The 25,000-nt window shown below is 60.4% G+C and carries 32 protein-coding genes and 2 pseudogenes; 27 read left to right on the forward strand and 7 right to left on the reverse strand.

Annotated features, from left to right (window positions below):
- Nucleotides 1-13 precede the first annotated feature (13 nt).
- Complete coding sequence (locus ETW23_RS17390; RefSeq protein ID WP_134830767.1) at nt 14-829, reverse strand: response regulator; 816 nt, start codon at nt 827-829, stop codon at nt 14-16.
- A 92-nt stretch (nt 830-921) separates the two neighbouring features.
- Between ETW23_RS17390 and ETW23_RS17395 the strand changes: the two genes are divergently transcribed.
- The 5 genes from ETW23_RS17395 to ETW23_RS17410 are packed head-to-tail and all read left to right on the forward strand — an operon-like array spanning nt 922 to nt 4,902.
- Nucleotides 922-1,122, forward strand: coding sequence for a NepR family anti-sigma factor (locus ETW23_RS17395; RefSeq protein WP_129369383.1), 201 nt, complete (start codon nt 922-924; stop codon nt 1,120-1,122).
- Nucleotides 1,115-1,672 (forward strand): RNA polymerase sigma factor, encoded by a 558-nt coding sequence (locus tag ETW23_RS17400; protein WP_129369382.1) that lies wholly within the window; start codon nt 1,115-1,117, stop codon nt 1,670-1,672. Before ETW23_RS17395 ends, ETW23_RS17400 begins: the two co-directional genes overlap by 8 nt.
- Nucleotides 1,669-3,081 carry a sensor histidine kinase gene (locus ETW23_RS17405; protein ID WP_254695063.1) on the forward strand — a complete coding sequence of 471 codons (1,413 nt, stop codon included), beginning with the start codon at nt 1,669-1,671 and terminating at the stop codon, nt 3,079-3,081. Before ETW23_RS17400 ends, ETW23_RS17405 begins: the two co-directional genes overlap by 4 nt.
- Nucleotides 3,082-3,089: 8 nt before the next feature.
- Nucleotides 3,090-3,440, forward strand: a complete 351-nt coding sequence (locus ETW23_RS26180; RefSeq protein WP_254695064.1) for a hypothetical protein — start codon at nt 3,090-3,092, stop codon at nt 3,438-3,440.
- Nucleotides 3,418-4,902, forward strand: coding sequence for a phospholipase D family protein (locus ETW23_RS17410; RefSeq protein ID WP_134830768.1), 1,485 nt, complete (start codon nt 3,418-3,420; stop codon nt 4,900-4,902). The genes ETW23_RS26180 and ETW23_RS17410 overlap by 23 nt, the downstream gene beginning before the upstream one ends.
- A gap of 106 nt (nt 4,903-5,008) precedes the next feature.
- Here ETW23_RS17410 and ETW23_RS17415 read toward each other — a convergent pair whose 3' ends face one another.
- Entirely contained in the window at nt 5,009-5,134 is a 126-nt protein-coding gene (locus ETW23_RS17415; RefSeq protein ID WP_129369379.1) for an entericidin A/B family lipoprotein, read from the reverse strand.
- Nucleotides 5,135-5,144: 10 nt separating this feature from the next.
- On the reverse strand, nt 5,145-5,633 hold the full coding sequence (locus tag ETW23_RS17420) for a hypothetical protein (protein WP_129369378.1): 489 nt from the start codon (nt 5,631-5,633) through the stop codon (nt 5,145-5,147).
- A gap of 322 nt (nt 5,634-5,955) precedes the next feature.
- Here ETW23_RS17420 and ETW23_RS17425 point away from each other — a divergent pair, with 322 nt between their 5' ends.
- The 3 genes from ETW23_RS17425 to ETW23_RS17435 all read left to right on the forward strand — a co-directional run bounded on the left by ETW23_RS17425 (nt 5,956) and on the right by ETW23_RS17435 (nt 7,337).
- Complete coding sequence (locus tag ETW23_RS17425; protein ID WP_247676854.1) at nt 5,956-6,450, forward strand: MgtC/SapB family protein; 495 nt, start codon at nt 5,956-5,958, stop codon at nt 6,448-6,450.
- 174 nt (nt 6,451-6,624) lie between these two features.
- Nucleotides 6,625-6,792 (forward strand): NepR family anti-sigma factor, encoded by a 168-nt coding sequence (locus ETW23_RS17430; protein WP_134830769.1) that lies wholly within the window; start codon nt 6,625-6,627, stop codon nt 6,790-6,792.
- Complete coding sequence (locus ETW23_RS17435) at nt 6,789-7,337, forward strand: RNA polymerase sigma factor (RefSeq protein ID WP_129369376.1); 549 nt, start codon at nt 6,789-6,791, stop codon at nt 7,335-7,337. The genes ETW23_RS17430 and ETW23_RS17435 overlap by 4 nt, the downstream gene beginning before the upstream one ends.
- Before the next feature lie 258 nt (nt 7,338-7,595).
- Here the strand turns inward: ETW23_RS17435 and ETW23_RS17440 are convergent.
- A pseudogene (locus ETW23_RS17440) lies at nt 7,596-8,615 on the reverse strand (IS110 family transposase).
- Between the two features lie 250 nt (nt 8,616-8,865).
- Between ETW23_RS17440 and ETW23_RS17445 the strand changes: the two are divergent.
- The 11 genes from ETW23_RS17445 (at nt 8,866) to ETW23_RS26200 (ending at nt 13,950) form a co-directional block, all read left to right on the forward strand.
- The gene (locus ETW23_RS17445; RefSeq protein ID WP_129369375.1) at nt 8,866-9,591 is read left to right on the forward strand and encodes a Crp/Fnr family transcriptional regulator; all 726 of its coding nucleotides are present in this window, start codon (nt 8,866-8,868) and stop codon (nt 9,589-9,591) included.
- A 328-nt stretch (nt 9,592-9,919) separates the two neighbouring features.
- Nucleotides 9,920-10,168 carry a hypothetical protein gene (locus ETW23_RS17450; RefSeq protein WP_129369374.1) on the forward strand — a complete coding sequence of 83 codons (249 nt, stop codon included), beginning with the start codon at nt 9,920-9,922 and terminating at the stop codon, nt 10,166-10,168.
- Nucleotides 10,169-10,339: 171 nt separating this feature from the next.
- The gene (locus ETW23_RS17455) at nt 10,340-10,501 is read left to right on the forward strand and encodes a DUF1328 domain-containing protein (RefSeq protein WP_129369373.1); all 162 of its coding nucleotides are present in this window, start codon (nt 10,340-10,342) and stop codon (nt 10,499-10,501) included.
- Between the two features lie 55 nt (nt 10,502-10,556).
- Nucleotides 10,557-10,838, forward strand: coding sequence for a hypothetical protein (locus tag ETW23_RS17460; RefSeq protein ID WP_134830770.1), 282 nt, complete (start codon nt 10,557-10,559; stop codon nt 10,836-10,838).
- 187 nt (nt 10,839-11,025) lie between these two features.
- Complete coding sequence (locus ETW23_RS17465) at nt 11,026-11,211, forward strand: PLD nuclease N-terminal domain-containing protein (RefSeq protein WP_129369371.1); 186 nt, start codon at nt 11,026-11,028, stop codon at nt 11,209-11,211.
- Nucleotides 11,212-11,336: 125 nt separating this feature from the next.
- Entirely contained in the window at nt 11,337-11,774 is a 438-nt protein-coding gene (locus tag ETW23_RS17470; protein ID WP_134830771.1) for a hypothetical protein, read from the forward strand.
- Nucleotides 11,761-12,162 carry a phage holin family protein gene (locus ETW23_RS17475; protein WP_129369369.1) on the forward strand — a complete coding sequence of 134 codons (402 nt, stop codon included), beginning with the start codon at nt 11,761-11,763 and terminating at the stop codon, nt 12,160-12,162. Before ETW23_RS17470 ends, ETW23_RS17475 begins: the two co-directional genes overlap by 14 nt.
- The gene (locus ETW23_RS26185) at nt 12,149-12,502 is read left to right on the forward strand and encodes a hypothetical protein (RefSeq protein ID WP_254695065.1); all 354 of its coding nucleotides are present in this window, start codon (nt 12,149-12,151) and stop codon (nt 12,500-12,502) included. Before ETW23_RS17475 ends, ETW23_RS26185 begins: the two co-directional genes overlap by 14 nt.
- Before the next feature lie 5 nt (nt 12,503-12,507).
- Nucleotides 12,508-12,915: a hypothetical protein gene (locus tag ETW23_RS26190; protein ID WP_254695066.1), complete on the forward strand. Its 408-nt coding sequence runs from the start codon at nt 12,508-12,510 to the stop codon at nt 12,913-12,915.
- 52 nt (nt 12,916-12,967) lie between these two features.
- Nucleotides 12,968-13,426 (forward strand): AI-2E family transporter, encoded by a 459-nt coding sequence (locus tag ETW23_RS26195; RefSeq protein WP_254695067.1) that lies wholly within the window; start codon nt 12,968-12,970, stop codon nt 13,424-13,426.
- Nucleotides 13,399-13,950, forward strand: a complete 552-nt coding sequence (locus ETW23_RS26200) for an AI-2E family transporter (RefSeq protein WP_254695068.1) — start codon at nt 13,399-13,401, stop codon at nt 13,948-13,950. Before ETW23_RS26195 ends, ETW23_RS26200 begins: the two co-directional genes overlap by 28 nt.
- A 43-nt stretch (nt 13,951-13,993) precedes the next feature.
- On the opposite strand, the gene ETW23_RS17490 is transcribed toward ETW23_RS26200, so the two are convergent.
- A complete protein-coding gene (locus tag ETW23_RS17490) occupies nt 13,994-15,340 on the reverse strand; it encodes a mechanosensitive ion channel domain-containing protein (protein WP_254695069.1) in 1,347 nt (448 codons plus the stop codon).
- Nucleotides 15,341-16,001: 661 nt separating this feature from the next.
- Between ETW23_RS17490 and ETW23_RS17495 the strand changes: the two genes are divergently transcribed.
- The 3 genes from ETW23_RS17495 to ETW23_RS17505 all read left to right on the forward strand — a co-directional run bounded on the left by ETW23_RS17495 (nt 16,002) and on the right by ETW23_RS17505 (nt 18,174).
- Nucleotides 16,002-16,397, forward strand: a complete 396-nt coding sequence (locus ETW23_RS17495) for a hypothetical protein (protein WP_254695070.1) — start codon at nt 16,002-16,004, stop codon at nt 16,395-16,397.
- 256 nt (nt 16,398-16,653) lie between these two features.
- On the forward strand, nt 16,654-16,851 hold the full coding sequence (locus ETW23_RS17500) for a CsbD family protein (protein ID WP_134830773.1): 198 nt from the start codon (nt 16,654-16,656) through the stop codon (nt 16,849-16,851).
- Nucleotides 16,852-17,025: 174 nt separating this feature from the next.
- Nucleotides 17,026-18,174, forward strand: coding sequence for a sodium:proton antiporter (locus ETW23_RS17505; RefSeq protein ID WP_254695071.1), 1,149 nt, complete (start codon nt 17,026-17,028; stop codon nt 18,172-18,174).
- Nucleotides 18,175-18,445: 271 nt separating this feature from the next.
- Here the strand turns inward: ETW23_RS17505 and ETW23_RS17510 are convergent, their stop codons facing one another.
- On the reverse strand, nt 18,446-18,862 hold the full coding sequence (locus ETW23_RS17510; protein ID WP_134830774.1) for a hypothetical protein: 417 nt from the start codon (nt 18,860-18,862) through the stop codon (nt 18,446-18,448).
- A gap of 89 nt (nt 18,863-18,951) precedes the next feature.
- Between ETW23_RS17510 and ETW23_RS17515 the strand changes: the two genes are divergently transcribed.
- Together ETW23_RS17515 and ETW23_RS17520 are read left to right on the forward strand one after the other, a co-directional pair.
- Nucleotides 18,952-19,683, forward strand: a complete 732-nt coding sequence (locus ETW23_RS17515) for a Crp/Fnr family transcriptional regulator (RefSeq protein WP_129369360.1) — start codon at nt 18,952-18,954, stop codon at nt 19,681-19,683.
- A 304-nt stretch (nt 19,684-19,987) separates the two neighbouring features.
- Nucleotides 19,988-20,158, forward strand: coding sequence for a DUF1328 domain-containing protein (locus tag ETW23_RS17520; RefSeq protein WP_134830775.1), 171 nt, complete (start codon nt 19,988-19,990; stop codon nt 20,156-20,158).
- Nucleotides 20,159-20,333: 175 nt separating this feature from the next.
- On the opposite strand, the gene ETW23_RS17525 is transcribed toward ETW23_RS17520, so the two are convergent.
- Entirely contained in the window at nt 20,334-20,741 is a 408-nt protein-coding gene (locus ETW23_RS17525; protein WP_134830776.1) for a hypothetical protein, read from the reverse strand.
- Nucleotides 20,742-21,276: 535 nt separating this feature from the next.
- Between ETW23_RS17525 and ETW23_RS17530 the strand changes: the two genes are divergently transcribed.
- From ETW23_RS17530 to ETW23_RS17540, 3 genes and pseudogenes are all read left to right on the forward strand, one after another.
- Nucleotides 21,277-22,683 carry a Zn-dependent hydrolase gene (locus ETW23_RS17530; protein WP_254695072.1) on the forward strand — a complete coding sequence of 469 codons (1,407 nt, stop codon included), beginning with the start codon at nt 21,277-21,279 and terminating at the stop codon, nt 22,681-22,683.
- Nucleotides 22,592-23,325: pseudogene (locus ETW23_RS26850) on the forward strand (carbon-nitrogen hydrolase family protein). The gene ETW23_RS17530 and the pseudogene ETW23_RS26850 overlap by 92 nt, the downstream one beginning before the upstream one ends.
- The gene (locus ETW23_RS17540; protein ID WP_134830778.1) at nt 23,322-24,998 is read left to right on the forward strand and encodes an amidohydrolase; all 1,677 of its coding nucleotides are present in this window, start codon (nt 23,322-23,324) and stop codon (nt 24,996-24,998) included. The pseudogene ETW23_RS26850 and the gene ETW23_RS17540 overlap by 4 nt, the downstream one beginning before the upstream one ends.
- The last annotated feature ends 2 nt before the right edge of the window (nt 24,999-25,000 follow it).

Below are 25,000 nucleotides of genomic sequence, written 5' to 3' on the forward strand. Positions count from 1 at the left end.
TCCCCGGACCTGATCAGGCTTTCAGCGTTTCGGTCGAGGAAAAAAACATCGCCTGGCTCACTGCCGAACGAACCTGATCCTCGGTGTAGGGTTTTGAGATCAGGAAGGCCGGCTCCGGCCCTTCGCCGGTCAGCAGGCGTTCGGGGTAGGCCGTGATGAAAATCACCGGGCGGTCGCCATGCTTGGCCAGAATGCCGTTGACCGCGTCGATGCCGCTGGAATTATCCGCCAGCTGAATGTCCGACAGGATCAAATCGGCCGGGGCCTCGGACGCCAGATCCAAAGCACGGGCTTCGGTTCGGGCAATGCCTGTCACACTGTGGCCCATTCCGGTCACGATGGCCTCAAGGTCCATTGAGATGATCGCTTCGTCCTCAATGATCATGATCCGGCCGGAAGTGGCGCGCGACATTTCTTCGTAAGCGATCGCAATCAGTTCTGAAGCTTCGTCATCGCTCACCCCCATGACGATGCCGGTATCGGCTGCACTGAACTCCTCGATCGTGTGCAGCAGCAGCGCTTCACGGGTGTTCGGCGTAAGCCGCCGCATGTGTCTCTGCGCCTTCGCCGCCAGGCTTGTATCGCCTTCTTCTTCCCCGGCGGGCGCGCCGGAAGAGGACCAGATCGCATGAAAGACGCGGAACAGCGCAACTTTGGGTGAAAGTTCGCTATCGTAATCACTTTCGCCAGCCAGAATGGCTTCAAGCGAAGCCAGCGCATATTTGTCGCCGCTGCTCTGGCTGCCGGTCAGCGCCCGGGCATAGCGGCGCAGGTAGGGCAGGTTTGCGCCAATCTGGCTGGCGATCAATTCTCCCGAGTGAGCAGTCATTTTGCGTCGTCCCTTTTTTTGCAATACATATGGAACTATACGCGCCTCAACGCGTTTGGTTCCAGAAACTGCGCAAAAAACCGATGGATTGCATGACACAGCCACGACGCGCCCGGCCGCGCAATGAACAGGCCGACCGCGAAATAGACGAAAACCTCAAGCGGGCCTTCGATGAGATCGCGAGTGAACCGGTGCCGGACCGGTTTACCGATCTGCTGAAACAGCTGAAGGAGAAAGAGGCGCACGCACCCCGCGCCCCGGACCAGCCGGAGGAGAACCGCTCCGATGACTGACTCCGCGCATGACCCGAGAGAGGACCTGGTCAACCACCTGGGCGCCCTGCGCGCTTTTGCCCTTAGCCTTGCCCGCAATGGGGCCACAGCCGATGATCTGGTGCAGGACACGCTGGTCAAAGCCTGGACCAATATCGACAAGTTCAAAACCGGTACCAACATGCGGGCCTGGTTGTTCACCATTCTGCGCAACACCTATTATTCGCTGCGCCGCAAGCGCAAGCGCGAGGTGGAGGATACAGATGGCGCGTTGTCCGGCGCCCTGGCGCAAAAGCCCGATCACGACGGGCGGCTTCACATGCGCGATTTCAACGCCGCCTTTGCGCAATTGAACGACGAGCAGCGCGAAGCTTTGGTGCTGGTTGGCGCAGGCGGATTTTCCTATGACGAAGCAGCAGAAATGTGCGGCGTGAAGACCGGAACTGTCAAAAGCCGTGTAAACCGTGCCCGTGCCCGCCTGGCAGAGCTGATGGAACTGGATGAAGAAAGCAAAATGGAACTGACTGATACGGTCACGGCTGGGATCGTCGCCCAGCAAAGCGCCGCATGATCAAAGTCCCGCGGCTGCAGGGCGGCAGCCTGCTGGTACGCCTGGCCGCGCTGATGACATTTGCGCTGTTGCCGCTGGGCCTGATCGCTCTGTACCAGACCAACGCCGTGGTGGCAGAAGCCAACAGGCTGTCCCATGCATCATTGCTGGCACACACACAGCAGGCCGCCGCCAAGGAGCGTGAACTTTTACAGCGGGCCGGCGGCGCGACAGAAGGCCTGGCCGCAGCCATCCTGCCAGTGTTCGGCAGTGATGACCGCTGTGCAAACCTGATGAAATCGTTCACCCAGGGCCAGAACCCGTTCACATTTGCCGCCTTCATCACGCCCGGCGGCTCGATGGAATGCACCTCGGACGGCAGCATCGGGGATGTCTCCGAGAAGTGGCTGTTTCTCAAAGCCCGGCAGGCTGCTCGCCTCTCGTTTGCGGCGGGCCAGGAGATACTGGGCGGAAGCGGTCCCCAGCTGGTGGCAACCAGCCCGGTGCAGCGCGACGGCATCCTGCTGGGCTACGTCTCCATCGCGGTTCCGCATCAGCTGACCAAATCACTGTCCGGCACCAAATGGGCCGAGCAGGGTATCCGTTTTGTCACTCTGGACGCGCAGGGGGAGATCCTGTCCGCAAGCATTCCAGAGCAGCAAGCCGCACAGGCCCTGCCGGTTTCAGTACCGCGCCGGGAACTGCTGCAGCGCACCGGCGACACGTTTTTTGAAGACGCGCGCTCTGGCCAGGAACGTTTCTTCGCAGTGAGTGAAATTCTCCCCGGGCAAGTTTCCGTAGTCGGCAGCTGGCCGGTGGAAAATGCCATGACCGTAAGCGCCAGCCCAACCTCCTGGATGACGCTCGCTTTCCCGGTCCTGATGTGGCTTGCCGGGATTTCGGTTGCTGTCCTCGGTCTTCAGCAAATGGTGATCCGCCATCTCAGCGCGTTGCGCAGGGCAATGCGGCTGTATGCGCTGGGAGAGCGGGATGACCCAAGCCTGAAACTCAACAGCCCTCCGCGCGAGTTTGAGGAAGCCCGGCTGTCTTTTAACCGCATGGTGGCGATTCTCAGCGAAGCAGAGCGGCGGCGCGAGCTTGACCTTGAGGAAAAGACCATGCTGCTGCGCGAGGTGCATCACCGGGTGAAAAACAACCTCCAGCTTGTGGCGTCCATAATGAATATGCAGGGCCGGAACGCGCAGACCCCCGAAGCCCGGAGGATGCTGGCACAGCTGCAGCGGCGGGTGCGCGGCCTGGCGACGATCCATCGCAGCCTGAACACCAACCCCGACATTTCCACCGTGGACAGCCGGGAGCTGATCAATGAGCTGATCGCGGAGATCGGCACCATGAATGCAGGAACCGGACAGGACATTGCGATCGAAACGAACCTTGCACAGATGCCGCTCAGCCAGGATCAGGGGTAACCTTGTCAATGCTTGTATCGGAGGCGATGACCAATGCGGTCAAATACATTGGCGTGCCCGACGGGGGACGGCCGGAAATCAGTGTCAGTTTGCGCGAAACCGCCAAGAATTGGCTGGAGCTGGAATTGACCAACACCAAAGGGCAACCTCTGCTGGATCCGGCGGAGGAAATCGGCGGAACTGGCATCGGAACACGGCTGATGGCAGCGTTTGCCACTCAGCTTGACGGCGAAGCCGTCACGCATGAAAAAGAGCACAGTTTCACGTACCGGCTGGGCTTTCCCGCCGTTGCAGGAGCCGTACCACCAGCAGCGCCGATGCCGGAACAGGAGCAAGATGAAGCAGAACCCGCCGCCTGAACTCCGCCGCGGTGATTTTGAAGTTCTGATCACCGCGGAGCAGGCCTGGCCCGCGTTTGAGCGCGCAGTCCTGGATGCCCGGAGCGAAATCACCGCCAGCTTCCGCCTGTTCGATTTCGCCAACCGCCTGCTAAGCCCCGAAGCGCTGGAAACCGGGGAAACCTGGGCCGATCTGATTGTTGACGCATTACAGCGCGGGGTTCGGGTCCGGCTGATTGTAAGCGACTTTGATCCTGTCATGGCCGCGCCGCTGCATGCCGCCGCACAAGACACGTTGAAACAGGCGCAAGGGATCGCGGCCCGGCTTGAACCGGATCAGGCTGCGCGGCTATCGGTCTCGGCCGTTCTGCATCCGGCGCGGGCGGGTCTCTTGCCGCGGCTTGCCTTTTCTCCGTTCGTGATGCGCAAACTGCGCAAGCTGCCTAGACGTCTGCGGCCTGCCGCGGCCAGCCGTCAGGGTGTGCCGCAGCTTTACCCGGTTTCGCAGCACCAGAAAGTCGCGGTGATCGACCGTGAGGTTCTGTATATCGGCGGGCTGGATCTGAACCGGCGCCGTTATGACACGCAGAAGCATGACCAGCCGGCGCATGAAACATGGGCCGATGTGCAGCTGATGCTGCGCGGCCCCGAAGCCGCAGAAGCCGCAAGCCATCTGGAGCGCTTTCAGGACGAAATCGCCCTGCGCAAGCAACCGCCCGATGGCAAGCATATCCGTCGCACGCTGTCTGCACCTCGCCGCGCCGGTTTCTGGGCCTTGTCACCGAGGACGGTCCTGAAGGAGATTGAGGAGGACCACCTGGAGGCCTTCGCACGAGCCCGGCAGCTGATCTATCTGGAAACCCAATACCTGCGCTCCAGCGTTATTGCGCGCGGGCTGGCCGATGCCGCACGCCGCAACCCGGACCTGTCGCTGATCCTGATCCTTCCCGCGCTGCCCGAGGAGGTCGCCTTTGATGAAAACCGCGGATTGGATGCGCGCTATGGCATGGCGCTGCAGGCCGAAGCGCTGCAGGAGATAAGCGCCGCCTTTGGTGCGCGCGCCTGTATTGCCAGCCCGGTGCAGCGGCGCATGGCAGCCCGCGAAGCGCCTTCGGTGCTGGCGGGATCTCCGATGATCTATCTGCACAGCAAGGTTCTGCTCACTGACCAGGATTTCGCCATGGTGGGTTCAGCCAATCTGAACGGGCGCTCAATGCGATGGGATACTGAGGCAGCGCTGCGGATCACGCAGCAAGACAGGATCAGGACGCTGTGGCATGCGCTGACGCGGCACTGGTGGCAAGAAGAACTGCCGGCTGAAGCGTTGGATCCGGCCCGTGCTGCCGCTTGGTGGCAGAACGAAATCCGCCGCAACAAGGTGCGCCGCCCCGAGGCGCGCCGCGGACTTTTGGTTCCGCATGACCCCGATAGGATGTCGGAACTGCGGCAACCATTGCCGGGGGCAACTGAAGACATCGTCTGAACCGCCACCAGTCCCGTTGCCTGGCGCTTCAGCACAACCGGCGCAAAAAAGGCCCGGCGCCGATAAGCCGCCGGGCCAATAAACATCCAGGAAGTACAGCAGCTCTCTACTGTGCTTCTTGGGATTCTTCGGTGATTTCATTGCCGAGATTCGACACGTCCCTGCCAAAGCCTTCGGTGGTTTCACAGGCGGCCAGACCGGCCAGTGCGAATAGTGCGAGAATGATGCGCATAGTGTTTTCCTTACTTCAGTTTCGACGCAACGTTGCCTGCAAAGGCATCGATGATGGCGGTGTAAAACACCTCGCTGTCTACAGCGACGGCGGCCGGGTCAGTGCCTTCGGGGTAATATGTGTTCAGCTGGTCAGCTGAAACGGTCAGGTCGTAACGCATGTCCTTGGATGCGTCGGGCATATCAATGTCCACATCGCCTTTCAGCATCCATTCTCCAACGCCCAGAGCCTGTTCGAAATTGCTGGCCAGCATGACGGAGTCGATCTCAACATGGATTTCCGCCGCCTCTTCAGCATCTTCATCCGCGATTTGGCCGACAAGGCGCTCCGCCAGGGCGGTTTCCAAGTCTGTTTCCAGGCTGGTCCAGACTGCGGCTGCCGGATAATTCTCGATCGCGCTCAGGTCTGCCGTCACGTCTATTTCGGAGACTTTTGAGCCGGCTGCAGCTGCCGTCGCCATAGCCGTAACAAGGGCGGTGGTGCGGATCAGATGAGTCATGTTTTAAGCTCCTTACGTTTCTGCCCCTTCTTGGGGATGCACCGAAGCAACGCGCGGGCTTCTTGAAAGGTTCCTGAATTGGCTGGAGAAACTTTTTAAATGATCGGATTCCCGCAAGTTTTCCTATAATGATAGGCCCTTAGGCACAGGGAACTGAGTAAGGGTGCAAGCGCTTGCTCGCGCAGGTGAGCATTGGAACCGGCGCTTGGCAGCGCGCCCGCATGGGAGCCCGGCCAGGGAACTCGGCGCCGTTTCAGGCGTTTGCCAGTCGTGCCCCTGCAGCCGCGCGGGGACCAGGAGTAATGTCGGGAGGATCGGCTGAATGGACATATTCGCAGGTGCAGGAAGCTCTTCAACACAGCTGGACTGGGCCTTACAGCTGGACTGGGCATTGCGGCTGGCCGTTGCCCTGGCAGGCGGTGCGCTGCTGGGGCTGGACCGGGAATTGCGCCACCGCCGGGTGGGCATCCGCACTTACATGATGGTTTCGCTTGGTGCTGCCGCTTTTGTTATCTTGGGTCTGGAATTCGGCCGTCAGATGCAAGCCGAGGGCCTGTCTTCCGATCCGACCCGCGTGGCCCAGGGGCTGATGGGCGCTATTGGCTTTATCGGTGCGGGGGCGATCATCAAGGGTGACAAGCGGGTCGGCGGCATTACTACGGCAGCCAGCATTTGGGTTGCCGGAGCGGTTGGAATGGCGGCGGGCCTCGGCTTCACTGTGATGGCTTTTCTCACGGCGGGGCTGGCGGCCCTGCTTCTGTCGGTCAGCCGTTTAATGACACACCGTGGCGCAGATGACCGGCCTGACATCAAATGACTCTCCTGGGGAGTTTCCGGCTGGGAGCAGGCGGGCAAGCCAGCGTAAACGCGCCTATTGATATCTGCGGCGGCCAAGGTGCTCGTCCAGCCGACTCCTGTTTTATACGGCACCGGCAGGAACCATTCCCATCTTGACGCGTTGGCTTCCGGTGAGCGTCGAGCAGAGGGAAAAATGGCAAACCTAAAACACCACCAACAAGTGCCCAGTGCTGCGGACCATATCGACCGCAATTTGAAGAAGGCCTTTGACGAACTGGCAGCGGAACCGCTGCCCGAGCGGTTCACCGATCTGCTTGAGCAGCTGCGCAAAGCTGAGCTTCCTAAGAAGGACATCCAATGACAGCTGATCCGCGCGATGAGTTGACCGAGCATCTCGGCGCGCTGCGCGCCTTTGCGCTCAGTCTCACCCGGAATTCCGCAACCGCCGATGATCTGGTGCAGGACACGCTGATCAAGGCTTGGACCAACATCGGCAAGTTCAAAACCGGCACCAACATGCGGGCTTGGCTGTTTACCATTCTGCGCAATACTTTCTATTCACTGCGCCGCAAGCGTAAGCGCGAAGTGGAGGATGCCGACGGATCGCTGGCTTTGGCGCTGGCCTCCAAGCCCGATCACGACGGCCGCCTGAACATGCGCGACTTTATGCAGGCCTTTGACCAGCTGCCTGACACCCAGCGCGAAGCCCTGACCCTGGTGGGTGCGGGCGGATTTTCCTATGAGGAAGCCGCAGAAACCTGCGGTGTCGCAGTCGGCACGATCAAAAGCCGGGTCGGACGCGCCCGTGCATCCCTTGCGGATCTGCTGCACCTGAAAGATGACGAGGCACTGGAGCTGACCGACAGCGTGACAGCCGGGATTCTATCCAAGACTCCCGCTGCCTGAATGTCCTGTGTGGATAGCTGCTGCAAAGCAAGACATTTTTGAAGCTGATTTCGGCACTTGTCAGAAGCAGACGTGTGTCCGGCCTGTTTGTGCGGCACATGTGGCCGCTGGCCTTGATGGTTTCCGCAACCCGAGTCCCAAACCGCTCTGCGGGCAATTAGGTGTCCCTGACATTCGACGGGGTGTCTCGGTTGACGGGCTGACTGTGCTCCATCATTTCAATGGTCTTGCTGTCTCGTGTGTTCTGTTCTCCTCGGTTTAAGCAGTGTGCGGTCTGTAGTATTCGTTCCTTGTTAGGACGGCCCAAATGATCCGCGCCGTCTTGTTTGCCATTGCAACTGTGGCAAGGCGGGTTGGTTTGCGTTCAAGCAATGCTCGGGCCCACGGATCAACGCGCTCCGGATGTGCTTTCAATTGCCTCAGTCGAGACGTCATTCCTGTGACCAGCAGCCGTCTGATGTATCGGTCCCCCATCTTGGAGATGCGGCCTAGCCTTTCCTTGCCGCCACTTGACCGGTTGAGCGGTGTCAGGCCCAGCCAGGCGGCAAATTCGCGACCGTTTTTGAATTGGCTGGCGTCTCCGGCTGTTGCAATGACCGCTGACGCCGTGACCGGCCCGACGCCGGGGATTGTGCGCAACAACATCACGCGAGGGTCCTGCCTGGCTTGGAGCTGCAAGCGCATCTCGTACCAGCGAACACGTAGGTGCAGTGCAACAAGCTGGTTGCTGAGGTTGCTGAGCACATCAACGGCCACCTCAGGAATACCGGGTTTGTCTCCATCCAACACACCCTTTGCAAACTTGATCGCGCTGCCGATCCCTTGCGCAATCACGATACCAAATTCAGCCAATAAACCGCGCAGCATATTGCTCAGCTGGGTTCTTTGCCGGGCAATCAGATCGCGGGCGCGGTGAAGAAACAGCACAGCTTGCTACTCTTCCGATTCGATCGCTACAAAACGCATGGTCGGGCGCGTCACCGCCTCGCAGATGGTAGCGGCATCAACCGCATCGGATTCGCCCCGCTTCACATAGGGCTTCACATACATCGCCGGGATCAGGCGCACTTCATGGCCCAATTTACTCAACTGCCGCGCCCAATAATGACTGGATCCGCAAGCCTCCATCCCAACCAGACAGGGTGGAAGTTTCTCAAAGAATGCGAGCAACTGCGCGCGTCGCAGAGCTTGATTGAAAGCGACTTCGCCATTCTCGCTCACGCCGTGGACCTGAAAGATACTCTTGGCCAAATCGAGGCCGACTGTTGTAACCTGCATTGGGTAGCTCCTCTCATAAGCAGTAGATAACAACTGCAGTATGGCGCATCGCGACGCCGATTGGAGCAGGAGCTATCCACACCATCCGGTCTGTGTGTCAGTACTGCGCTGCTCCTGGCGGAGAGCGCGGTCTTGTCCTGCTTCTTTTTTCTTCCCAGAGGCCGGACCAACGGACAATAGTGGCGCAGGTGCATCCGCTGGGCATCCGCACAGGCAGAACGGAGCCGCGCCTTTGCCGGTGAGGCTGGTCATGACAACCAATTGCGAAAACTGCCCGCTGCGCAGGCAGTCCCTGTTCCTGGAGTTCTCGCCGGAAGAGGCCGACTTTATGCAGCGCTTCAAGACTGGTGAAATGCAGGCAGGCCCCGGAACCCACCTGCTGACCCAGGGGGAAAAATCACCGCAATTGTTCACCGCCCTGTCTGGCATGGGGCTGAAATACAAAATGCTAAGCGATGGCAGCCGCCAGGTGGTCGGCTTTGTGATGCCCGGCGATTTCCTGGGCCTGCAGGCCGGGGTGATGGGGGAAATGGGCCACTCGGTCGAAGCGGTGACGGATATGACGCTCTGCGTGTTCAACCGGGCCGGCATCTGGGATCTGTTTACCTGCCACCCCGAACGCGCCTTTGCTGTTGCCCATCTGGCTGCGGTCGAGGAACATTTCCTGGGCGATGCGCTGGCCGCTGTCGGTCAGCGCCCGGCCTATGAGAAGATCGCCTGGGCAATGGCCCGTTTCTTTCGACGTGCCGAAGGAACCGGGCAGGCCCGCAAAAATACGGCGCCCCTTCCCTATACCCAGCAAGATATTGCAGACGCTTTGGGCCTTTCTCTTGTCCACACCAACAAACAACTTGCCGAATTGCGCAAGAATGGCGTTCTGAGCTGGCAGCAAGGTACGCTGACGATCCATGATATGGAAAAGTTGGAAGAGCTGGCGGGTGAGGAAAGCCATGTCCGTGAACGCCCGCTGGTCTGATCCCTCGCATTGCCAGACTGGCGCCCCGCAGCGCATTTGCGCAGGCGAATGAGCCACAGAATTTTGCGCTCCGCGCATTTCTTGCGGAACATTTCCGCGTGCTGTGCGTCTTTCAACAGTTAGCAGCCTGAAAACGCTGCAGGGCCCGTCCCCGATTTGGTCCATTCACTGGACCCCTGCCTTTAATCCGGCAGGGGTCCTTTTCTTTTTCACTTAGCGCGTTGAGCCTTGAATCGACTTGCATTTTTGCTGTGCCGGGCGGTTTTTTACGGAACCTTTCCGCTCGCGGGCGCGTTAGCCGGATGAAGCAACCCGAAAGGACAGTATCGTGAAACCTCCTATTATTCTTGCCGCAGTCGCTGGCATCCTTGTGCTGGTATTTGGCATCTATATGATCGACATCGATCAGACCCAGGATACCCGTCTTCCTGATGTGGAGGTCTCCGTCGAAGGCGGTCAGCTGCCGGAATTCGACGCCGAGGTTGGCGACATTGAAACCGGCACCAAAGAAGTGACCGTGACCGTCCCCACCGTCGACATTCAAAGCCCTGAAGAAGACGCCAGCGACGGCGGCTGATCAAGCGTCCCGGTTTCACAAAGCGCAGCGCCGGCCGCTGCGCTTTTTCTTTTGCTAAGAATCCGCAGCATTGCAGTCATGGCAACGGAAATCCGGAACCATTCGCCCGCTCAGCCGTTAACTTGCCAGATGGCGCTCTTCGCAGCGCGCAAACAATGAAGGGAAAGAGCCATGCTTGGTTGGGCAATCACGTTTCTCGTCGTGGCACTCGTCGCCGCAGTTCTTGGATTCAGCGGCATCGCGGGCGCATCCGCCGGGATCGCACAGATCCTCTTTGTGATTTTCCTGGTGCTCTTTGTCCTCTCGATCATTGTCCGCCTGATAAAAGGCTGACCTGACCCGCCGCACGCACACAGCAGAATGGCAGCTAGTAAAAGGAACCCGACACATGACCAACACAGCCGAAGCACAGCAGAAAACCAAAAGCAGCGCCGCATCCACTTCAGACAGCGAGTCCGGCAACCTCGCAGGACGCGTAAAAGAGCAGGCCGCTCAAACGGTTCAGCAGGCGCAAGAGCAGATTGACGCCGGGCTTCAGTACAGTTCCGGTGAAATGCAGCGTCTGACCAAAGAGGGACAAGCATTTGTCAGGAAAAACCCGGGCCTTGCCATTGCCGGCGCCTTGGGCGTTGGGGTGCTGCTGGGCCTTGCCATGCGCAGCCGTTTTTGACCCTGCCGCCCGCAGGGGCCGTCCGAATTACTCGAAATTTGCCAAAGCCGCGCAGCCAGCGCGGCTTTTTTGCGGCTGGCCGGCCGCCATCCCTAAAAGGGTCACCTTCCATTTTTGCCCTGACAGGGAACCTTTTGCCGGTTCCGCGCGTTTTCCCTTCAGAACAACAAACCGAAGGGAGCAAATCATGGAATATGGAATTATTGGCCTGCTGGTGCTGGCCGCCGACATTTATGCGATCATTCAGATCCTGTCTTCTGGCGCCTCCACCGCAGCCAAGATCCTTTGGACGCTGGTGATCCTCATTCTGCCCGTTGTGGGATTTATCATCTGGCTGATTGCAGGTCCAAAGTCCTCTGCCGCGAAAATCTGACTCGGCTGCTGCAGCCATTGTGCGGCCCGGGCTTCGGACGCCGGGCCGTTTTCATTCGACCAAGGGAACAAAAAGCGTCAGCGCGCGTTTTCCCCTAGAACCCCGAGACCAAAGAGGCAGATGATATGACCGATACTTCTGATCTGGAATCGCAAGCCCGCGCCCAAGCTGCCGATCTGGGCCGCAAGGCCAAGGGTGCGGTTAAAGGCACGGTTCGCGATGCCGCAGACGCCGCGCAGTCGCAGGCCGCCCGCGAGGTGCAGGCTACAGCGGATGCCGCTGGCGCCGCAGCGGATGCTTTTGCACCGGGCTCCATGCAGTCGCAGGCCGCGCAGATGGTTGCCGGCCACCTTGAGGACGCCGCCCACCGGGTGCGCAGCTTGGACATTGAACAGTCTGTGCGTGATGTCAGTGCCTTTGCGCGCCGCAATCCGCTGCTGTTTTTGGGCGGCGCGGCACTGGCCGGGTTCGCCGCCACCCGCTTCCTCAAGGCAAGCGAACCGGACGGCCGCAGCAACGGTCCGGCAGATATGACGCAGGAGGCCGGGCATGGCACGTCATGATCTGCGCCAAGCGCCGGATATGTTCCTGGAAGCTCTCCGGCATTTCACGGCACTGCTGCGCAGTGAGGCCGAGCTTGCCAAGAGCGAGCTGAAGGAGAATGCCGCCCGCGCCGGAACCGGGCTGGCTTGTTTCGCTATTGCCGCTCTGGTGGCACTGGCTGGACTGCATGTGCTTGCGGCAGCGCTGGTCGCCTGGATTGCATCCGCAGGCCTGTCCGCCGGATGGGCCGCGCTGATCGTCGGCGGCGGGCTGATCGCCATTGCCCTGGGTCTGCTGCTGTTCGGAAAGTCGCAGCTCAGCAGCGAGGCGCTGCTGCCATCGCGCACCATCAGCAATGTTAAAAAAGATGCCGCCAGCATCAAGGAGGCCGCAAATGCCCGCTACTGAAGAGATCGAACAACGCGTGGACGCAAACCGCCTCCGGCTGGCAGAAAGCTTGTCCAGCCTGTCCGGCACCGTTGCGCCGCAATCGGTGACCGAACAGCTTTCGGCAGCGGCAAACGGCTATGGCGGCGAACTGGGGCGCCAGGCAATTACCGCAGCCAAGCGCAATCCCGCAGCCCTGGTTCTGGCCGGGGCTGGGTTGGCCCTTCTGTTCACCGGAACCGGCAGCAGCAGCCGCCCGCGCACCGCCGCCAAGCCGGCCGCCGCCGTTCCCCCGAAGCCGCTTTTGCCGGTTTTGACGCGCGTGTCGCCGCGGCAGATGCCGCCATTAAACAGGAGATGACCGGTATGAGTGAAGAAACCCTCCGCGCTGGCAAGATGCGCGAGACACTGGACGCAGGGCTGGACGCCCTGCCCGCAGCTGCCCGCAAGCGGGTGTTGAAGGCGCGCACTGCTGCCCTGCAGGCGCAGGAGAAAGTTGAATCGCATACCGCCAAAGCCGCGGCCCGCTCGCGAACTTTTTTCGATCAGAACCCGCTGGCCGCCGGGGCCATTGCCCTAGGCCTGGGCGCACTGATCGGGGCCTTGCTGCCTTCTACCCGCCAGGAGGACGAGTTGCTTGGCGCCCGCCGTGATGCGCTGGCCGCCAAAGCCGAGGCCGCCCTCCGCGAGGAAATGGACAAGCTGCACCGCAAGGCCAGCGCAAGCCTCGATCCGTCAGATACCGACCCGGCACCGCATGCGGCTTCTGTCTGACGGCAATGCCAGGATATCTAAAGACCACACTCAGCGGCCGGGGGTCCGGGTGATGCTGATGATCCTCACGATCATCAGCATCACAGCGGCATTGCAGCACGCACAGCAGATCCTGGCACCGATGAGTTTTGCTCTGGTGCTGGGCATCGTTGTGTCGCCGCTTGCTGACAAGCTGGCACGCTATGGCGTGCCGCGGCTGGTGATTGCCTTGTCTCTGCTGCTTGCCTGCACATTGTTTGTAGCCACCGCCGTACTGCTGATCGAGCCGGTCGTGAATGCCCTGATCGAGGAACTGCCGCGCATCAAGGCGGTCATATCCTCACTGATCGACAAGGCCTCTTCCTTGCTGCGCGGGATAGAGACCATCAGCGAGGAAATCGAAAACACCGTCGGCGCTGAAACGATGGAGCCCCAAACCGCCATCCCATCCGTGGGGACGCGCTATGGCTGGCGCCCAGCTTTCTCTCTCAAGTGTTCATCTTCGTGGGCACGCTGTTCTTCTTCACGCTGACCCGGGACGATCTCTACCGCCTCACCGGTCCGTTGTACGGCCGGCTCAAGCATGCCGACAAGGCCGTGGCCCGCTATTTTGCCGCGATCACCGTGGTGAATGCTGGTCTTGGCGTGGTGACTGCAGGCATTTTCTTGGCTTTGGGGCTGGAATACGCCGTGCTCTGGGGGCTTGCGGCGGCCCTGCTGAACTACGTTCTTTACCTTGGCCCGCTGCTGATGATTCTGGGGCTGGGTATTGCCGGCGCCCTGCAATTCACCGGTGCCCTTGCGGTGGCGCCGCCGGTGCTGTTCCTTATCATTAACCTGACCGAGGCGAATATCGTCACGCCATTACTGGTCGGCAACCGTCTGGCAGTGAACCCGTTGCTGGTCTTTCTGGCCATTGTTTTCGGCCTGTGGCTGTGGGGTCCCATCGGTGCATTTGTGGCGCTGCCGCTTCTGTTGTGGCTGGGAGTTATGCTGGATCCGCGCCACAGCCTGCCTGCAAAGACGGCTGAGGATCCATTGCACAATATTATGTGAGTGGAATATGCCCGCACCGCCAGGTGCGGGCGGCAGCCGGTCCTTACTCGGCGCGCTGCTGCGCATCCAGCAAGTTCTCCACACCATCCAGCCCCTCACGCTCCCGCTCGGCGGCCCCGGTCACCGCCGGTTCCGCCCGCGCCGGATCGGCGGCCTCGGGCAAATCTGCGCTGCTGGCCGCTGGCGGGGTTTTCCGGGTGTCAACGCGCTTCGCCGGGGCGGCAGCAGCGGCGTCTTGCGCCCCGTCCAGACGGACCCGGTAGATTGGCTCGGGCAGGCCGAATCCCGCGCCTTCCAGCGCCATTTTGGCTGCCCGGATCGCCTCACCGCGCGCCTTGGCGAAATCCACTTGGGTCTGATCTACCCAGCCGGTGAAGGTCAGGATCACATTGGAATCCCCGACTTCGCTGATCCAGGCGCCAACCTCCGGATCTTCCAGCACAAATGGCTGCGCCTCGAGTGCGGCCACGGCTGTGGACAACGCCGCTGCCAGATCAGCGTCGGCATCCACACCCAGATCAAAGCCGAAACGGCGATGCGGATCGCGGGTGAAATTCACGATGCGCCCCTTAAAGACAGTGGCATTGGGAATTCGGATATGGTTGCCCTCGGGAGAGATCAGGATGGTTGCCCGCGAAGTCAGCCGCGCCACCGTTCCCTGATCGCCCTGAATGTCCACGTAATCATTGGGCCTGAACGGCTGGCGCAGGCTAAGCAGAATGGAGGCAATGAAGTTCTCCACTGTGTCACGCACCGCAAAGCCAAGCGCCAGGCCAACTACCCCCGCCGCCCCCAGCACGGCACCAATCAGCGCCGTTGCGTTCATGATATCAAGCGCCAGAACCAGCCCCGTCAGAATGAACATGATACGCGCAACCGCCCGGTAGACATCCGCGATAAAGGGGTTGGGTGCCAGCCGGGTCCAGATGCCGATCCGCGTCGTCAGCAGCCAGCCTCCTGCCGCCACCAGAAAGAAGGCCGTCACCGCAACCAGAAAAATCGGCCCGTTCGCCAGCAGATTCCGCGTGCGGGCGGCAATCCGGTCCACCGCGGGGGCCAGCCTCTCTTCGAGCGTGCCGCTGATTTCGGTTTCGTTCTCAATCGCCACCACACCGGCCACGCGGTTGACGATCTGCGTCAGCCTGTCTTGCGCCGCATTGTCGATCACCTGGCCGGTGATACGGACAACACCTTCGGAAACCGATACTGTCACGGCCCCATAGCCTTCAATTTCAGCGAGCAGTTTTTCGATCCTGCTCAAAATCGCGCTATCGCGCACTGCCGCGTCGCCGACTTCGATCAGGCCGTCGGTCTGAACCGGATCAGTGGCGGTCTGTGCCTGGCCGCTGGCCGTTCCAAGGCAGAGTGCAGCCGCAGCAACCAGGCACACTAAAAACGCCTTCAGTCCATGCCCAAGCGTCAGGATGCGCCCCTGATGCCGCCCGGTACAAATCTTTCTACGGTTCAAATCCGCATCCTCCCGATCAATTCCAAGGCAGTTGCACCACTCGGCGGCCATCGCTGCGGCAGGTCCGCACTGTTATGCAGGTGACGGTTCGCCTGCCGGAGCAGTGCGCTCTCCGCATCCGGCTGCTACAAACGGTCCGCAGGCAAGACGCTGGATGACTGGCGACCTGGATTGTCCTCATACAAAAATCCATAAAGCAGTCCCCCTGGCTTTAAAACGTCTGGAGGCAACCGCGCCGTTCGGCTTGGATCACGTTGCAAATCCGCCATATGACGCCCGGATATCCCGCGCTGGCCAAGGGGCATAGCCCCTAACGTGCCGCCCGCTGGAGTGAAGTGTCCTGTGACAATTGGCTTTACCCGCCGTTGCGGCCGAAGCTTTCAGGGAAGACTTTCCTCTTCCAACCGCACCACCCCAGGGCAATGCACGACAACCAATATTTATCAACAGGTTAGCCGACACCCTCCCTTGCCCGCCTTCGGGTTCGCCATCCCGCGGCTGTGTCCGGACAGAAAAACACTCTGACGGCATTTTTCGAGACTCGATATGTCATAGTTTAATGCCAGCTGCCCGGCGCAATGCCATGGCTCCTCTACAAGTGAATGGAGACCTTATGGGTACTGAAACTCGCGGCGCGGAAGCGCCGGTATTGATCCTGACAAAGAACGCTCTTGAAGCGCTTGACATAAGCGACTATCTGATCCGCCGCGGTCTGGATACCGTTTTGAGCGAAACCAAAATTGAGCAGTGTTCCGCATTTTTCGATGACAGCCAGCCGCCGCCCCGGCTGGTGTTCTTTGCCTTCCCGCTTAGTGAACCGGCGGCGCGTGACTGGCTTTTCACAGCTCTGTCAAAAAATTGGCCTGTCATCCTGGTGAATGGGGACACCACCGAGCCGGAACTGCAGTCCCTGCCCATGCTTTCTCGCCCGTTCAAGACATCCCACCTGGATGCTGTGATGGAGATGGTCAGCGAATAATGCATTCCGGCACAATTAATGAAGGTCATGCCCGGCTTCGAAGGGAGACACGCTGCCACGACGGCAGAGACCGCCCGGCAGCCAGCCGGTCCTGAAACTCCAAGGTGGCCACTGCCGCACGCCGTCTGTGGATTGCTGCCGATGCAAGTTTCACGGTCTGCACGGAACCTTACGGCCTCGGCAGCGTTTTCTAATTGAGAGCGCGTCACCGCGGCACACCCCCGGTTTCCGCCCGATCTTGAAAGGAGAACACGACATGGACGACGACCGTTTCACCGGCAATTGGACCGAACTCAAGGGCCGCCTGCGCGAGACCTATGGCGACCTGACCGACGACGAACTGGAACAGGCCAAGGGCGAGCGCGAACAATTGGAAGGGCTGCTTCAGCAGAAACTGGGCAAGACCAAGGACGAAGTCCGCCAAGCTGTCGACCGCATGCTGGAGAGCATCTGATATAGGCGCAGACCGCATAGCATTTTTCACGCTATGCGGTGAGTACCGCCTATCAGGTACCAAAGCCGTGCGGCCATCTGGTGGCAATATTCTTAGGCCGCACGCTCTCCTGCAATTCAAAGACCGGTCCGCCAGACTGCCTAAGACTGGTCTGGCGGCGCAAAATGCTGCTCAATGGCGCTCATGGACCACGCTGAATTCTTTGGCTTAGCCTCCTATCACCTGATGCTTGCAGCCATGGGTGTAGTGATCATTCTTGCTCATTGGTCACCGCGCTTCTTTTCAACCCGAGAGCCTGCCGCCGCACCGCTTCTCATCCTGCTCGGAATGGCGGCTTACTGGCTGGTTCCTGGCCTGCCCCAGCTTCCAGACCCGCGCGCTCACCCGAAGCCTTGGGAAGTTGTCAGCGAGCTGACTGTGATTATTGCGCTGTTTGCAGCCGGTCTCCGCCTCGACAGCCTGAGGCCATGGAAAAAATGGAGCCCGACGGTCCGGCTTCTCCTCATCGGGATGCCGCTCACAATCCTGGCGGTTGCCGTGCTGGGGTGGGGCTTGGGCGGCATGACTGCTGCCGGCGCAATACTCCTGGGTGCCGTGCTGGCCCCGACAGACCCGGTGCTTGCGGGTGACGTGCAAGTCGGTCCGCCGATGGAAGGCAACGAACACCCGGTGCGTTTTACTCTGACAACTGAAGCGGCGCTCAATGACGGGCTCGCCTTCCCCTTTGTCTACCTCGGCCTCATTGTTGCCGTGCAGGGGTTGAACCCTCAGGCATGGCTGGCTGACTGGCTTATTATTGATGTCGCGTACCGTATCTCAACAGGTGTTGTGATGGGCGCCTGCGGTGGCTGGGCGCTGGGGCAAGTGCTGTTTCGGTTTCCCCGTTCTGCGGTTCTGGCTGACACTGCGTCGGGTGTTGTGGCGGTTGCCGGCGTATTGCTTTGCTACGGCTCTACCGAACTGGTCGAAGGCTACGGGTTCATCGCCGTCGCTGTCATGGGCCTGACACTGCGCCGGATCGAAAATGAACACCGTTTTCACCGCAGGCTGCACGATTTCTGCGAAACAATCGAACACGCTTTGACAGCACTGCTATTGGTTGCCCTTGGCAATGTCCTGCCGGTTCTTCTTGAAGATCTAACCTGGGCACATCTCCTATTGGCGCTTTTGCTTATCGGTGTGATCCGGCCTCTGGCTGGCTGGCTCTCGCTGGCTGGTTCGCAGCTCCGCAAACGCGACCGTTTTGTGGTGTCCGTGTTTGGTGTTCGGGGATCGGGTCAATCTATTATCTCTGCTACGCCGGCGCACATTTGGAGTTTGTGAACGAACCGGAATTATGGGCACTGATCGGGCTGACCATCCTGCTTTCGACCATGTTGCACGGCTTCACTGTCGGCCGCGCTATGGATGCGATCGCAAAATAAGCAGGCCGGTCAATCTGAAACACGCAGCCTATAGTCTTAAGCATGCAAGAAACGGGAGAAATTCCGGGAAAGAGTGACCAGACGACCCAGGCATTCATGTGCACTTTAACAAGCGCTTCCAGTGCAACAGCCATCAACATTCACGGACTTCGGCAATTCTGCTGCAATCCCTAACTTTGCCCGGCAACACCGCGATTGCTCCGCATCCTGCACTGCTCCTGCGCCAGATGCGCCTGAATCATCCGGGTGGAAACTGGGCGGGCAAGCACCGGCCATCTTAAGCGCGGTGAATGCCCGTCCAGTTCGTCTTCGGCAGCATCACCCAATAGGACCAGCCTCCCGCCGCGTCCCTGAACCGCCTGATCAATCTTGAGACTGGTAACCTGTTCGGATCCCGCTTCGACAAAGGCCACCGCAATCCGCCGGAATGGCGTGATCGACATCAGCGCGCATTCATGCCCCTTTTGCACACTGATTTCGGCCACCGGGTCAAAGTCCGAGATGGTATCGCAGATATCGCAAGTGATCAGGTAGTTTCTGGACACGATCAGATAGACATGTGCCCTGTCTTGATTGGGCTCTTCCATTGCTTCCGCTCCCCCTACAGTCAAGCATTTTGGAACTTTTCCGGTTCAGGCGCATTAAACTGTGACATAGCTGCGAAAGGGGAAGGCCCGTGTCACCAACCGCCTGCCAGAATTGCCCGCTGCGCAAGCGGCCCGTTTTTACACCAATGTCGCGTGAAGAAGTCATCTTTACCCAGGAGTTTAAAACTGGAGAGCTAACGGTGGATGCAGGCACGACGATCCTGCTGGAAGGATCTAACAGCCCGCAGTTTTATACAGTGCTGAGCGGCATGGGCACGCGCTACACGACCTTGGAAAATGGCCGCCGGCAAGTGATCAATTTTCTTTTCCCCGGCGATATAGCCGGTCTGCAGGCCAGCCTGATGGGAGAGATGAAGCATTCAGTGGAAGCGGCCACCCCGATGACGCTGTGCGTGTTCCGCCGCGCTGCGCTGTATGAGCTGTTCCAGCGGCAGCCAGAGCGCGCATACGACTTGACGTGGATTGCCGCGGTCGAGGAGCATTTCCTGGGCGAAACCATTGCGTCTCTGGGGCAGCGGGATGCTTCGCAGCGCATTTCCTGGGCACTGGTGCGGATTTACGAGCGGCTCAAATCTGTTGGCATGGAGGTGAAGGACACAGTGCCGCTGCCATACCGCCAGCAGGACCTGGCAGATGCGCTTGGCCTGTCTTTGGTACACACCAACAAGATGCTGAAAACGCTGCGGGACAGCAAACTTGCACAATGGCAGAATGGAAATCTGCAGATCAGGGACCTGCCCGCGCTTGCCGAGGTGGCGATGGTCGAATTGACCGCGCCCGAACGGCGGCCGTTGATCTGACGCAGCATTGCCAGGTGCTTCCGCCAAATCTTCCGCCTGCCTCCAGCTTCGGCTTCCTAGGTTTCAGCGGTCTCTCTGCTTCGAGTTTCTTGCGCGGGGCATCGCCGCTTTAAAGATCAACAAATGCGCGCCGCGAATAGGTCCCCGGCCCGGCCTTGCGCCCGGATTGGCGGCCAGAACTATGTTTTGTCCTGACGGATCGCGGTCAGCACTTTGCCGCTAAGGAAGTTCCGGACCGCAATACGGAACTTTTGGCTGCCTGAAGGGTTTTACTAACAACAACTCGCAACCGAAAGGACAAGGTATGCTCAATTGGGCTCTCGTTTTCCTGGCCGTTGCCATCATTGCCGGCATCTTCGGATTTGGCGGCATCGCTTCGGCCTCCGCTGGGATCGCACAGATCCTGTTCTTTATTTTCCTCGTGCTATTTGCACTGGCGCTGATCCTGCGCTTAGTTCGCGGCGCCTCCCGCTGACGGCCAGTGCGGGCGGCCGTCCGAAATCGCCGGATTCTTTCCTGGTCGGGGATGAAGGTGAGGGTGCACGCACCCATAATGCCAATGCGAGACCAGCGAGTGCCAATGCTCTTCCGCGCCAATCTGATGTCAGTCAGCGCAGGGCGGCAATGTCCTGCAGGAAGTGCCAGCCAGTTCATTGAACAGGCGGCGAGCTTCCGGATGCAGATCCGCGCCGCAATGTTGGTGCAAATGTATTCGCGATGCGGCGCCAAAGTCTCGGCAAGCGCTCTGCCCATTCCGGTCCGAGGCTGATCGTTTGCTCGGCGGTATAGAGCAGGTATTCGACGTAATGGTCATAGGCAATGCGCTTTTCAAAGGGATGAGCGACGCAGTGGTCGAAGGTGGCCAGTTCGGATTTGTTCATCGAAATCCCGAGAAAGCCCCGGTAACAATCCCGGGCTGATTGCGCGCGCTGCTGCGCCGCGGCAGAATCGATCTGGAACTTTACTCCCACGATCGCGACGACCGCCGCAAGCGCCATGCTCAGCGCCGCGAGCGCCTTGATCGGCGTTGAATGTCTACTGATCGAAGCCTGCTCCACATTCTGAAATTCAATTGAGCGAGATGCCGCAGACGCTCGTGTCTTACGAGTCCCCGGCTGGTGAGGCACGAAAAACTGCTAGCAACATGGGGAGGTCGAAGCCACGGAAACCTTCAGCCCCATGCAATCTCCCGGCTGCAGTAGCCAGCAATTTTGCCCGGGAAGCCGACCCATTCGGTTCGCTTCGGCATCTTCGCCTTCACGCTCATCGCAGCCCCTTTGGAGGGACACCCCAGTGGTCTGCAAAATCGAAAATAAGCAGTTCCCGGACGTGGGTCATATTCCGGTCAACCAAAGTCACCCGTCACCCTTCCCTACGGCGCAGTTTCCGGTCAGCCCGTATATTCAGTGCCAATCTGCCCTCTATGCAGCCTGTGCGTGCAATCACTGCCAGCCTGAAGAGGACTGCCAAAAGCGGCACCAAAAGCACCACGATACTGGGGGCGGTTCGCCAGTCCCACAGATGGGGGACTACCGGGAAGCTGCCCCGGCGGGGATCATGCGGGTATTTCGCGAAGCTTTGAAGGAGCGTTCGATGACAGGTTATTCGGTAGACGGAACGCGGCTTTGGTCCCGGCTAATGGACATGGCCGAAATCGGTTCCACAACAAACGGCGGTTCGCACCGGCTGTCGCTCAGCCAGGATGACGAGGACGGCCGCGAGCTGTTTCTTGCATGGTGCAAAAACCGCGGCTTTGCACCGGTCTTCGACAAGATCGGCAACCTGTTCGTCCGCCGTGCGGGCCGGAACCCGGCAGCGCCTCCGGTTGTCATCGGCAGCCACCTGGACACGCAGCCCAATGGCGGCCGGTTCGACGGCGTGCTGGGGGTGCTGGCCGGATTGGAAGTGCTGGAAACGCTTGAAGATCTCGGCATTGCAACAGTGACGCCGGTAGAGGTCGCCGTGTGGACCAACGAGGAAGGCGCCCGGTTTCAGCCTGCCATGATGGGCTCGGGCGTTCATTGCGGTGTGCTTCCCCTTGCAGAGGCACTGGCGGCGACCGACGCATCCGGCATCCCGGTTGCGCGGGAACTCAAACGATTTGGCTACGATAGCGGTAAGGAGCCGGGAAACCGCGCAACCGGCAGCTATCTGGAACTGCATATCGAGCAGGGGCCGGTCCTTGAGCAGGAGGAGAAGACCATCGGTGTAGTCACCGGCGGACAGGCAATCCGCTGGTATACCCTGACACTGAGCGGCGAAGAGGCCCACGCAGGTCCGATGCCCATGGCGATGCGGCGCGATCCCGTGCAGCATCTGGCAGCAGTGACGGAGCTTGTTTACCGGAGTGGCCTGACGGATCCCGATGCCCGCGCGACCATCGGAATAATCGAAACGCTGCCGGGTTCGATCAATGTAATGCCCGGTCAGGTTTGCCTGTCGGTCGATTTGCGCCACCCCGGCGAGGCCGCGCTGGAGCACATGCATGGCGCGTTGGCCGAGGGTATTGCGCGATTGAATGCCGCGGCCGAGGGCGTGGATATTCGTCTTGAGCAGATCTGGCACTCGCCTGTGGTGTCTTTCGATCCGCAATTGATTGAGGCGGTGCGAACCGGTGCTGCAGCGCGGGGCTATCCCTCCCGGGATATGGTCTCCGGAGCCGGGCATGATGCGTTCCATCTTGCCAAACTGGTACCCGCAACGATGATCTTTGTGCCCTGCCGTGATGGCATCAGCCACAACGAGCGGGAATACACGGCACCGGAACATGTCGAGGCCGGTGCGAACGTGCTGCTGGATGTCGCGCTGCAAGCAGCGGGTGTGCAGGCATTGGCGGGGGCACGGCATGAGGATCAGCATTGCCGATTGGGATCCGCGGCCGCAGGCAAGGGCGGCGCAAGCGGACGCATTGGCCGACCATGCGGCGGCAGAGCAGAGCGACCTTGTGCTGCTGCCGGAAATGCCGCTGAGCGCTTGGCTGGCCATCAGTCCGGAACGTGACGCGGCGCTGTGGGAACAGTCTGTCCATGACCACGAGAGCGGTTTGGATGAACTTGGTGAGCAGCTGGGAACGGGTTTGGCGGGATCGCGGCCGGTCCTGAATGCAGGCGGCCAGCCCAGAAACCGTGCTTTCCTGTGGCAGAACAGCCGGTTCGCCGCCGTGCAGCACGAGAAAGCGGCCCTGCCGGAGGAAGACGGCTATTGGGAGAGCCGCTGGTATGGAGCGGGTGCGCAGCAACCGGCGCCGCTGGATTGGAACGGGCTGCGGATCGGTTTTGCCATCTGCACCGAGCTTTGGGACCCGGCGCATGGCTGCCGCCTGTCGCAGGCGGGGGCAGAAGTGCTTCTGGTGCCCGCGCAAGCCCGGATCTGGGCAGCGATATCTGGGTCTCCGGCGCCCGCGCCATGGCGGTGCGGACCGGCTGTTATGTCCTGTCTTCGAATTTTGCCTATCCGGCAGGAAGTTTTGCTTTTGAGGGGCTTTCCGTGGCGGTGGATCCGGACGGCGAAATTCTCGCGGTGACCAGCGAGGAGCAGCCCTATGCCACGGTGTCAGTCAGCGCCGGTGCCGCACGGGATGCAAAGGCCACCTATCCCCGGTATGTGTTTGACAAAATCAAGAAACAGAAAGGTGCGACATGAAACATCTCTGCGCAGTTGCGGCGGGGTGGGCCCTTTTGGCAGGCGGTGCCGCAAATGCGGACAGCCTGGTGCTGACCAATGCCGCCATATACACGGTGGATGAGGCGCGCAGCAGGGCCGAGGCGCTTGCCATTGATGAAGACGGCATCATTACCGCCGTTGGCAGCGAGGCTGAGGTACTGGCTGCCGCAGGTGAAGACCCGGAGATTGTGGATCTGGCCGGGCGAATGGTGCTGCCGGGGTTCCAGGACATCCACTTGCATGCGGTAGAGGCCGGGGTGAATGCGGTTCTCTGCCCGTTCGAAGCCTTCGACACGCTTGCGGGCTATAAGGCCACGGTACAAGGCTGCGCCGAAAACGGCGATACCGGCGCCTGGGTGCTGGGGGCCGGAGTGAATATGGTCAACCTGCTGGAATTGCACAGCAACCCGGTTACGGTACTTGACGAAATCTCGCCGGACCGCCCGGTGATGATCCTCGACGACATCGGCCATGGCGCCTGGGCCAATTCCCTGGCGCTGCAGGCAGCGGGATATGACACGGCCAAGGATGCGGCCAACGGCAATATCATCCTGCGCGGGGCTGATGGGCGGCCCAACGGGGTGGTGCTGGAAAACGCACCGCACAACCTGCGCACACTTGCCTTCCCGCCAACTCAGGAGAACTTGGACTTTGCCTATGACAGCCTGCTGAACGCGGCAGCAGAACTGAATGCCAACGGGATCACTTCGATCAGCGATGCAGGCGGATATTGGCCGCAGGGCCATCACAAGGTGTGGGATTGGGCCGAGGAAGCGGGTGAGCTGCCCCTGCGGGCCTCGAACGCCTTTTACATTTATCCTGACCGGCCATTGGACGCGCAAATCGCGGAGATCAAGACCCTCTACCACAACGACCCGGACCGGCTGGTGCGCTTCAACGCCGCCAAGATCTATGTCGACGGCATTCTGAGTCAGGCCACCGGCGCCTTGCTGGAACCTTATGAAGCAGGGCTGGACCTGCAGGGCGGCGCGGAATACGGGTATCTCTATTTCGAGAAAGACGAGCTGATGCGCGCCGCGCGGGAACTTGCCGCAACCGGCTTTCAGCTGCATTTCCATGTGACCGGGGATTACGGCGCGCGGCTGGCGCTGGACGCGATTGCCCAGGCCGCGCCGGAATCTGGACCGCATCGGCTGACCCATCTTTACCTAGCCGACCCCGCCGATTACCCCCGCTTTGCCGAGCTTGGCGCCATTGCTGATTTGCAGCTGGCACCCAGCGCGGTCGCCGAGGACTACCAGGCCTTCATGGCAGAGTTCATCGGCGACCGCATCGATCGGCTGCTGCCTGCCGGGGCACTGCTGGAAGCCGGAGCGACCGTTACGCTGTCAAGTGACTGGGACGCGGATGAGTTGAATCCGCTGATCAAGATCGAAACGGCGGTCAGCCGCAGGCACGACGGCCTGCCCGATGTCGCCACGGCCATCGCGGCGATGACCATCAACCCGGCCATTGCCCTGCGCCACGCAGACCGGACCGGCTCCATCGAGGTTGGCAAATTCGCGGATCTGGTGGTGCTCAGTAAAGACATCCTGAAGATCCCGGCCAACCAGATCAGCAGCGTTGCCGTTGAGGCGACCCTGCTGCAGGGCGAAGCGGTCTTTGACAACGCGGGGCTGTTCGCTGAATGAGC

Source organism: Leisingera sp. NJS201 (assembly GCF_004535885.1).
Classification (GTDB): domain Bacteria; phylum Pseudomonadota; class Alphaproteobacteria; order Rhodobacterales; family Rhodobacteraceae; genus Leisingera.

Excerpts from the sequence above, each read along its gene's own strand:
- ETW23_RS17395 (WP_129369383.1), top strand. The coding sequence starts at position 922 with ATGACACAGCCACGACGCGCCCGGCCGCGCAATGAACAGGCCGACCGC.
- ETW23_RS17420 (WP_129369378.1), bottom strand. The coding sequence starts at position 5,633 with ATGACTCATCTGATCCGCACCACCGCCCTTGTTACGGCTATGGCGACG.
- ETW23_RS17520 (WP_134830775.1), top strand. The coding sequence starts at position 19,988 with ATGCTCAATTGGGCTCTCGTTTTCCTGGCCGTTGCCATCATTGCCGGC.
- ETW23_RS17445 (WP_129369375.1), top strand. The coding sequence starts at position 8,866 with ATGACAACCAATTGCGAAAACTGCCCGCTGCGCAGGCAGTCCCTGTTC.
- ETW23_RS17470 (WP_134830771.1), top strand. The coding sequence starts at position 11,337 with ATGACCGATACTTCTGATCTGGAATCGCAAGCCCGCGCCCAAGCTGCC.
- ETW23_RS26190 (WP_254695066.1), top strand. The coding sequence starts at position 12,508 with ATGAGTGAAGAAACCCTCCGCGCTGGCAAGATGCGCGAGACACTGGAC.
- ETW23_RS17465 (WP_129369371.1), top strand. The coding sequence starts at position 11,026 with ATGGAATATGGAATTATTGGCCTGCTGGTGCTGGCCGCCGACATTTAT.
- ETW23_RS17460 (WP_134830770.1), top strand. The coding sequence starts at position 10,557 with ATGACCAACACAGCCGAAGCACAGCAGAAAACCAAAAGCAGCGCCGCA.
- ETW23_RS26185 (WP_254695065.1), top strand. The coding sequence starts at position 12,149 with ATGCCCGCTACTGAAGAGATCGAACAACGCGTGGACGCAAACCGCCTC.
- ETW23_RS17425 (WP_247676854.1), top strand. The coding sequence starts at position 5,956 with ATGGACATATTCGCAGGTGCAGGAAGCTCTTCAACACAGCTGGACTGG.
- ETW23_RS17400 (WP_129369382.1), top strand. The coding sequence starts at position 1,115 with ATGACTGACTCCGCGCATGACCCGAGAGAGGACCTGGTCAACCACCTG.
- ETW23_RS17430 (WP_134830769.1), top strand. The coding sequence starts at position 6,625 with ATGGCAAACCTAAAACACCACCAACAAGTGCCCAGTGCTGCGGACCAT.
- ETW23_RS26180 (WP_254695064.1), top strand. The coding sequence starts at position 3,090 with ATGCTTGTATCGGAGGCGATGACCAATGCGGTCAAATACATTGGCGTG.
- ETW23_RS17390 (WP_134830767.1), bottom strand. The coding sequence starts at position 829 with ATGACTGCTCACTCGGGAGAATTGATCGCCAGCCAGATTGGCGCAAAC.
- ETW23_RS17410 (WP_134830768.1), top strand. The coding sequence starts at position 3,418 with ATGAAGCAGAACCCGCCGCCTGAACTCCGCCGCGGTGATTTTGAAGTT.
- ETW23_RS26195 (WP_254695067.1), top strand. The coding sequence starts at position 12,968 with ATGCTGATGATCCTCACGATCATCAGCATCACAGCGGCATTGCAGCAC.
- ETW23_RS17475 (WP_129369369.1), top strand. The coding sequence starts at position 11,761 with ATGGCACGTCATGATCTGCGCCAAGCGCCGGATATGTTCCTGGAAGCT.
- ETW23_RS17530 (WP_254695072.1), top strand. The coding sequence starts at position 21,277 with ATGACAGGTTATTCGGTAGACGGAACGCGGCTTTGGTCCCGGCTAATG.
- ETW23_RS17455 (WP_129369373.1), top strand. The coding sequence starts at position 10,340 with ATGCTTGGTTGGGCAATCACGTTTCTCGTCGTGGCACTCGTCGCCGCA.
- ETW23_RS17510 (WP_134830774.1), bottom strand. The coding sequence starts at position 18,862 with ATGGAAGAGCCCAATCAAGACAGGGCACATGTCTATCTGATCGTGTCC.
- ETW23_RS17415 (WP_129369379.1), bottom strand. The coding sequence starts at position 5,134 with ATGCGCATCATTCTCGCACTATTCGCACTGGCCGGTCTGGCCGCCTGT.
- ETW23_RS17405 (WP_254695063.1), top strand. The coding sequence starts at position 1,669 with ATGATCAAAGTCCCGCGGCTGCAGGGCGGCAGCCTGCTGGTACGCCTG.
- ETW23_RS17505 (WP_254695071.1), top strand. The coding sequence starts at position 17,026 with ATGGCGCTCATGGACCACGCTGAATTCTTTGGCTTAGCCTCCTATCAC.
- ETW23_RS17500 (WP_134830773.1), top strand. The coding sequence starts at position 16,654 with ATGGACGACGACCGTTTCACCGGCAATTGGACCGAACTCAAGGGCCGC.
- ETW23_RS17540 (WP_134830778.1), top strand. The coding sequence starts at position 23,322 with ATGAAACATCTCTGCGCAGTTGCGGCGGGGTGGGCCCTTTTGGCAGGC.
- ETW23_RS17435 (WP_129369376.1), top strand. The coding sequence starts at position 6,789 with ATGACAGCTGATCCGCGCGATGAGTTGACCGAGCATCTCGGCGCGCTG.
- ETW23_RS17495 (WP_254695070.1), top strand. The coding sequence starts at position 16,002 with ATGGCTCCTCTACAAGTGAATGGAGACCTTATGGGTACTGAAACTCGC.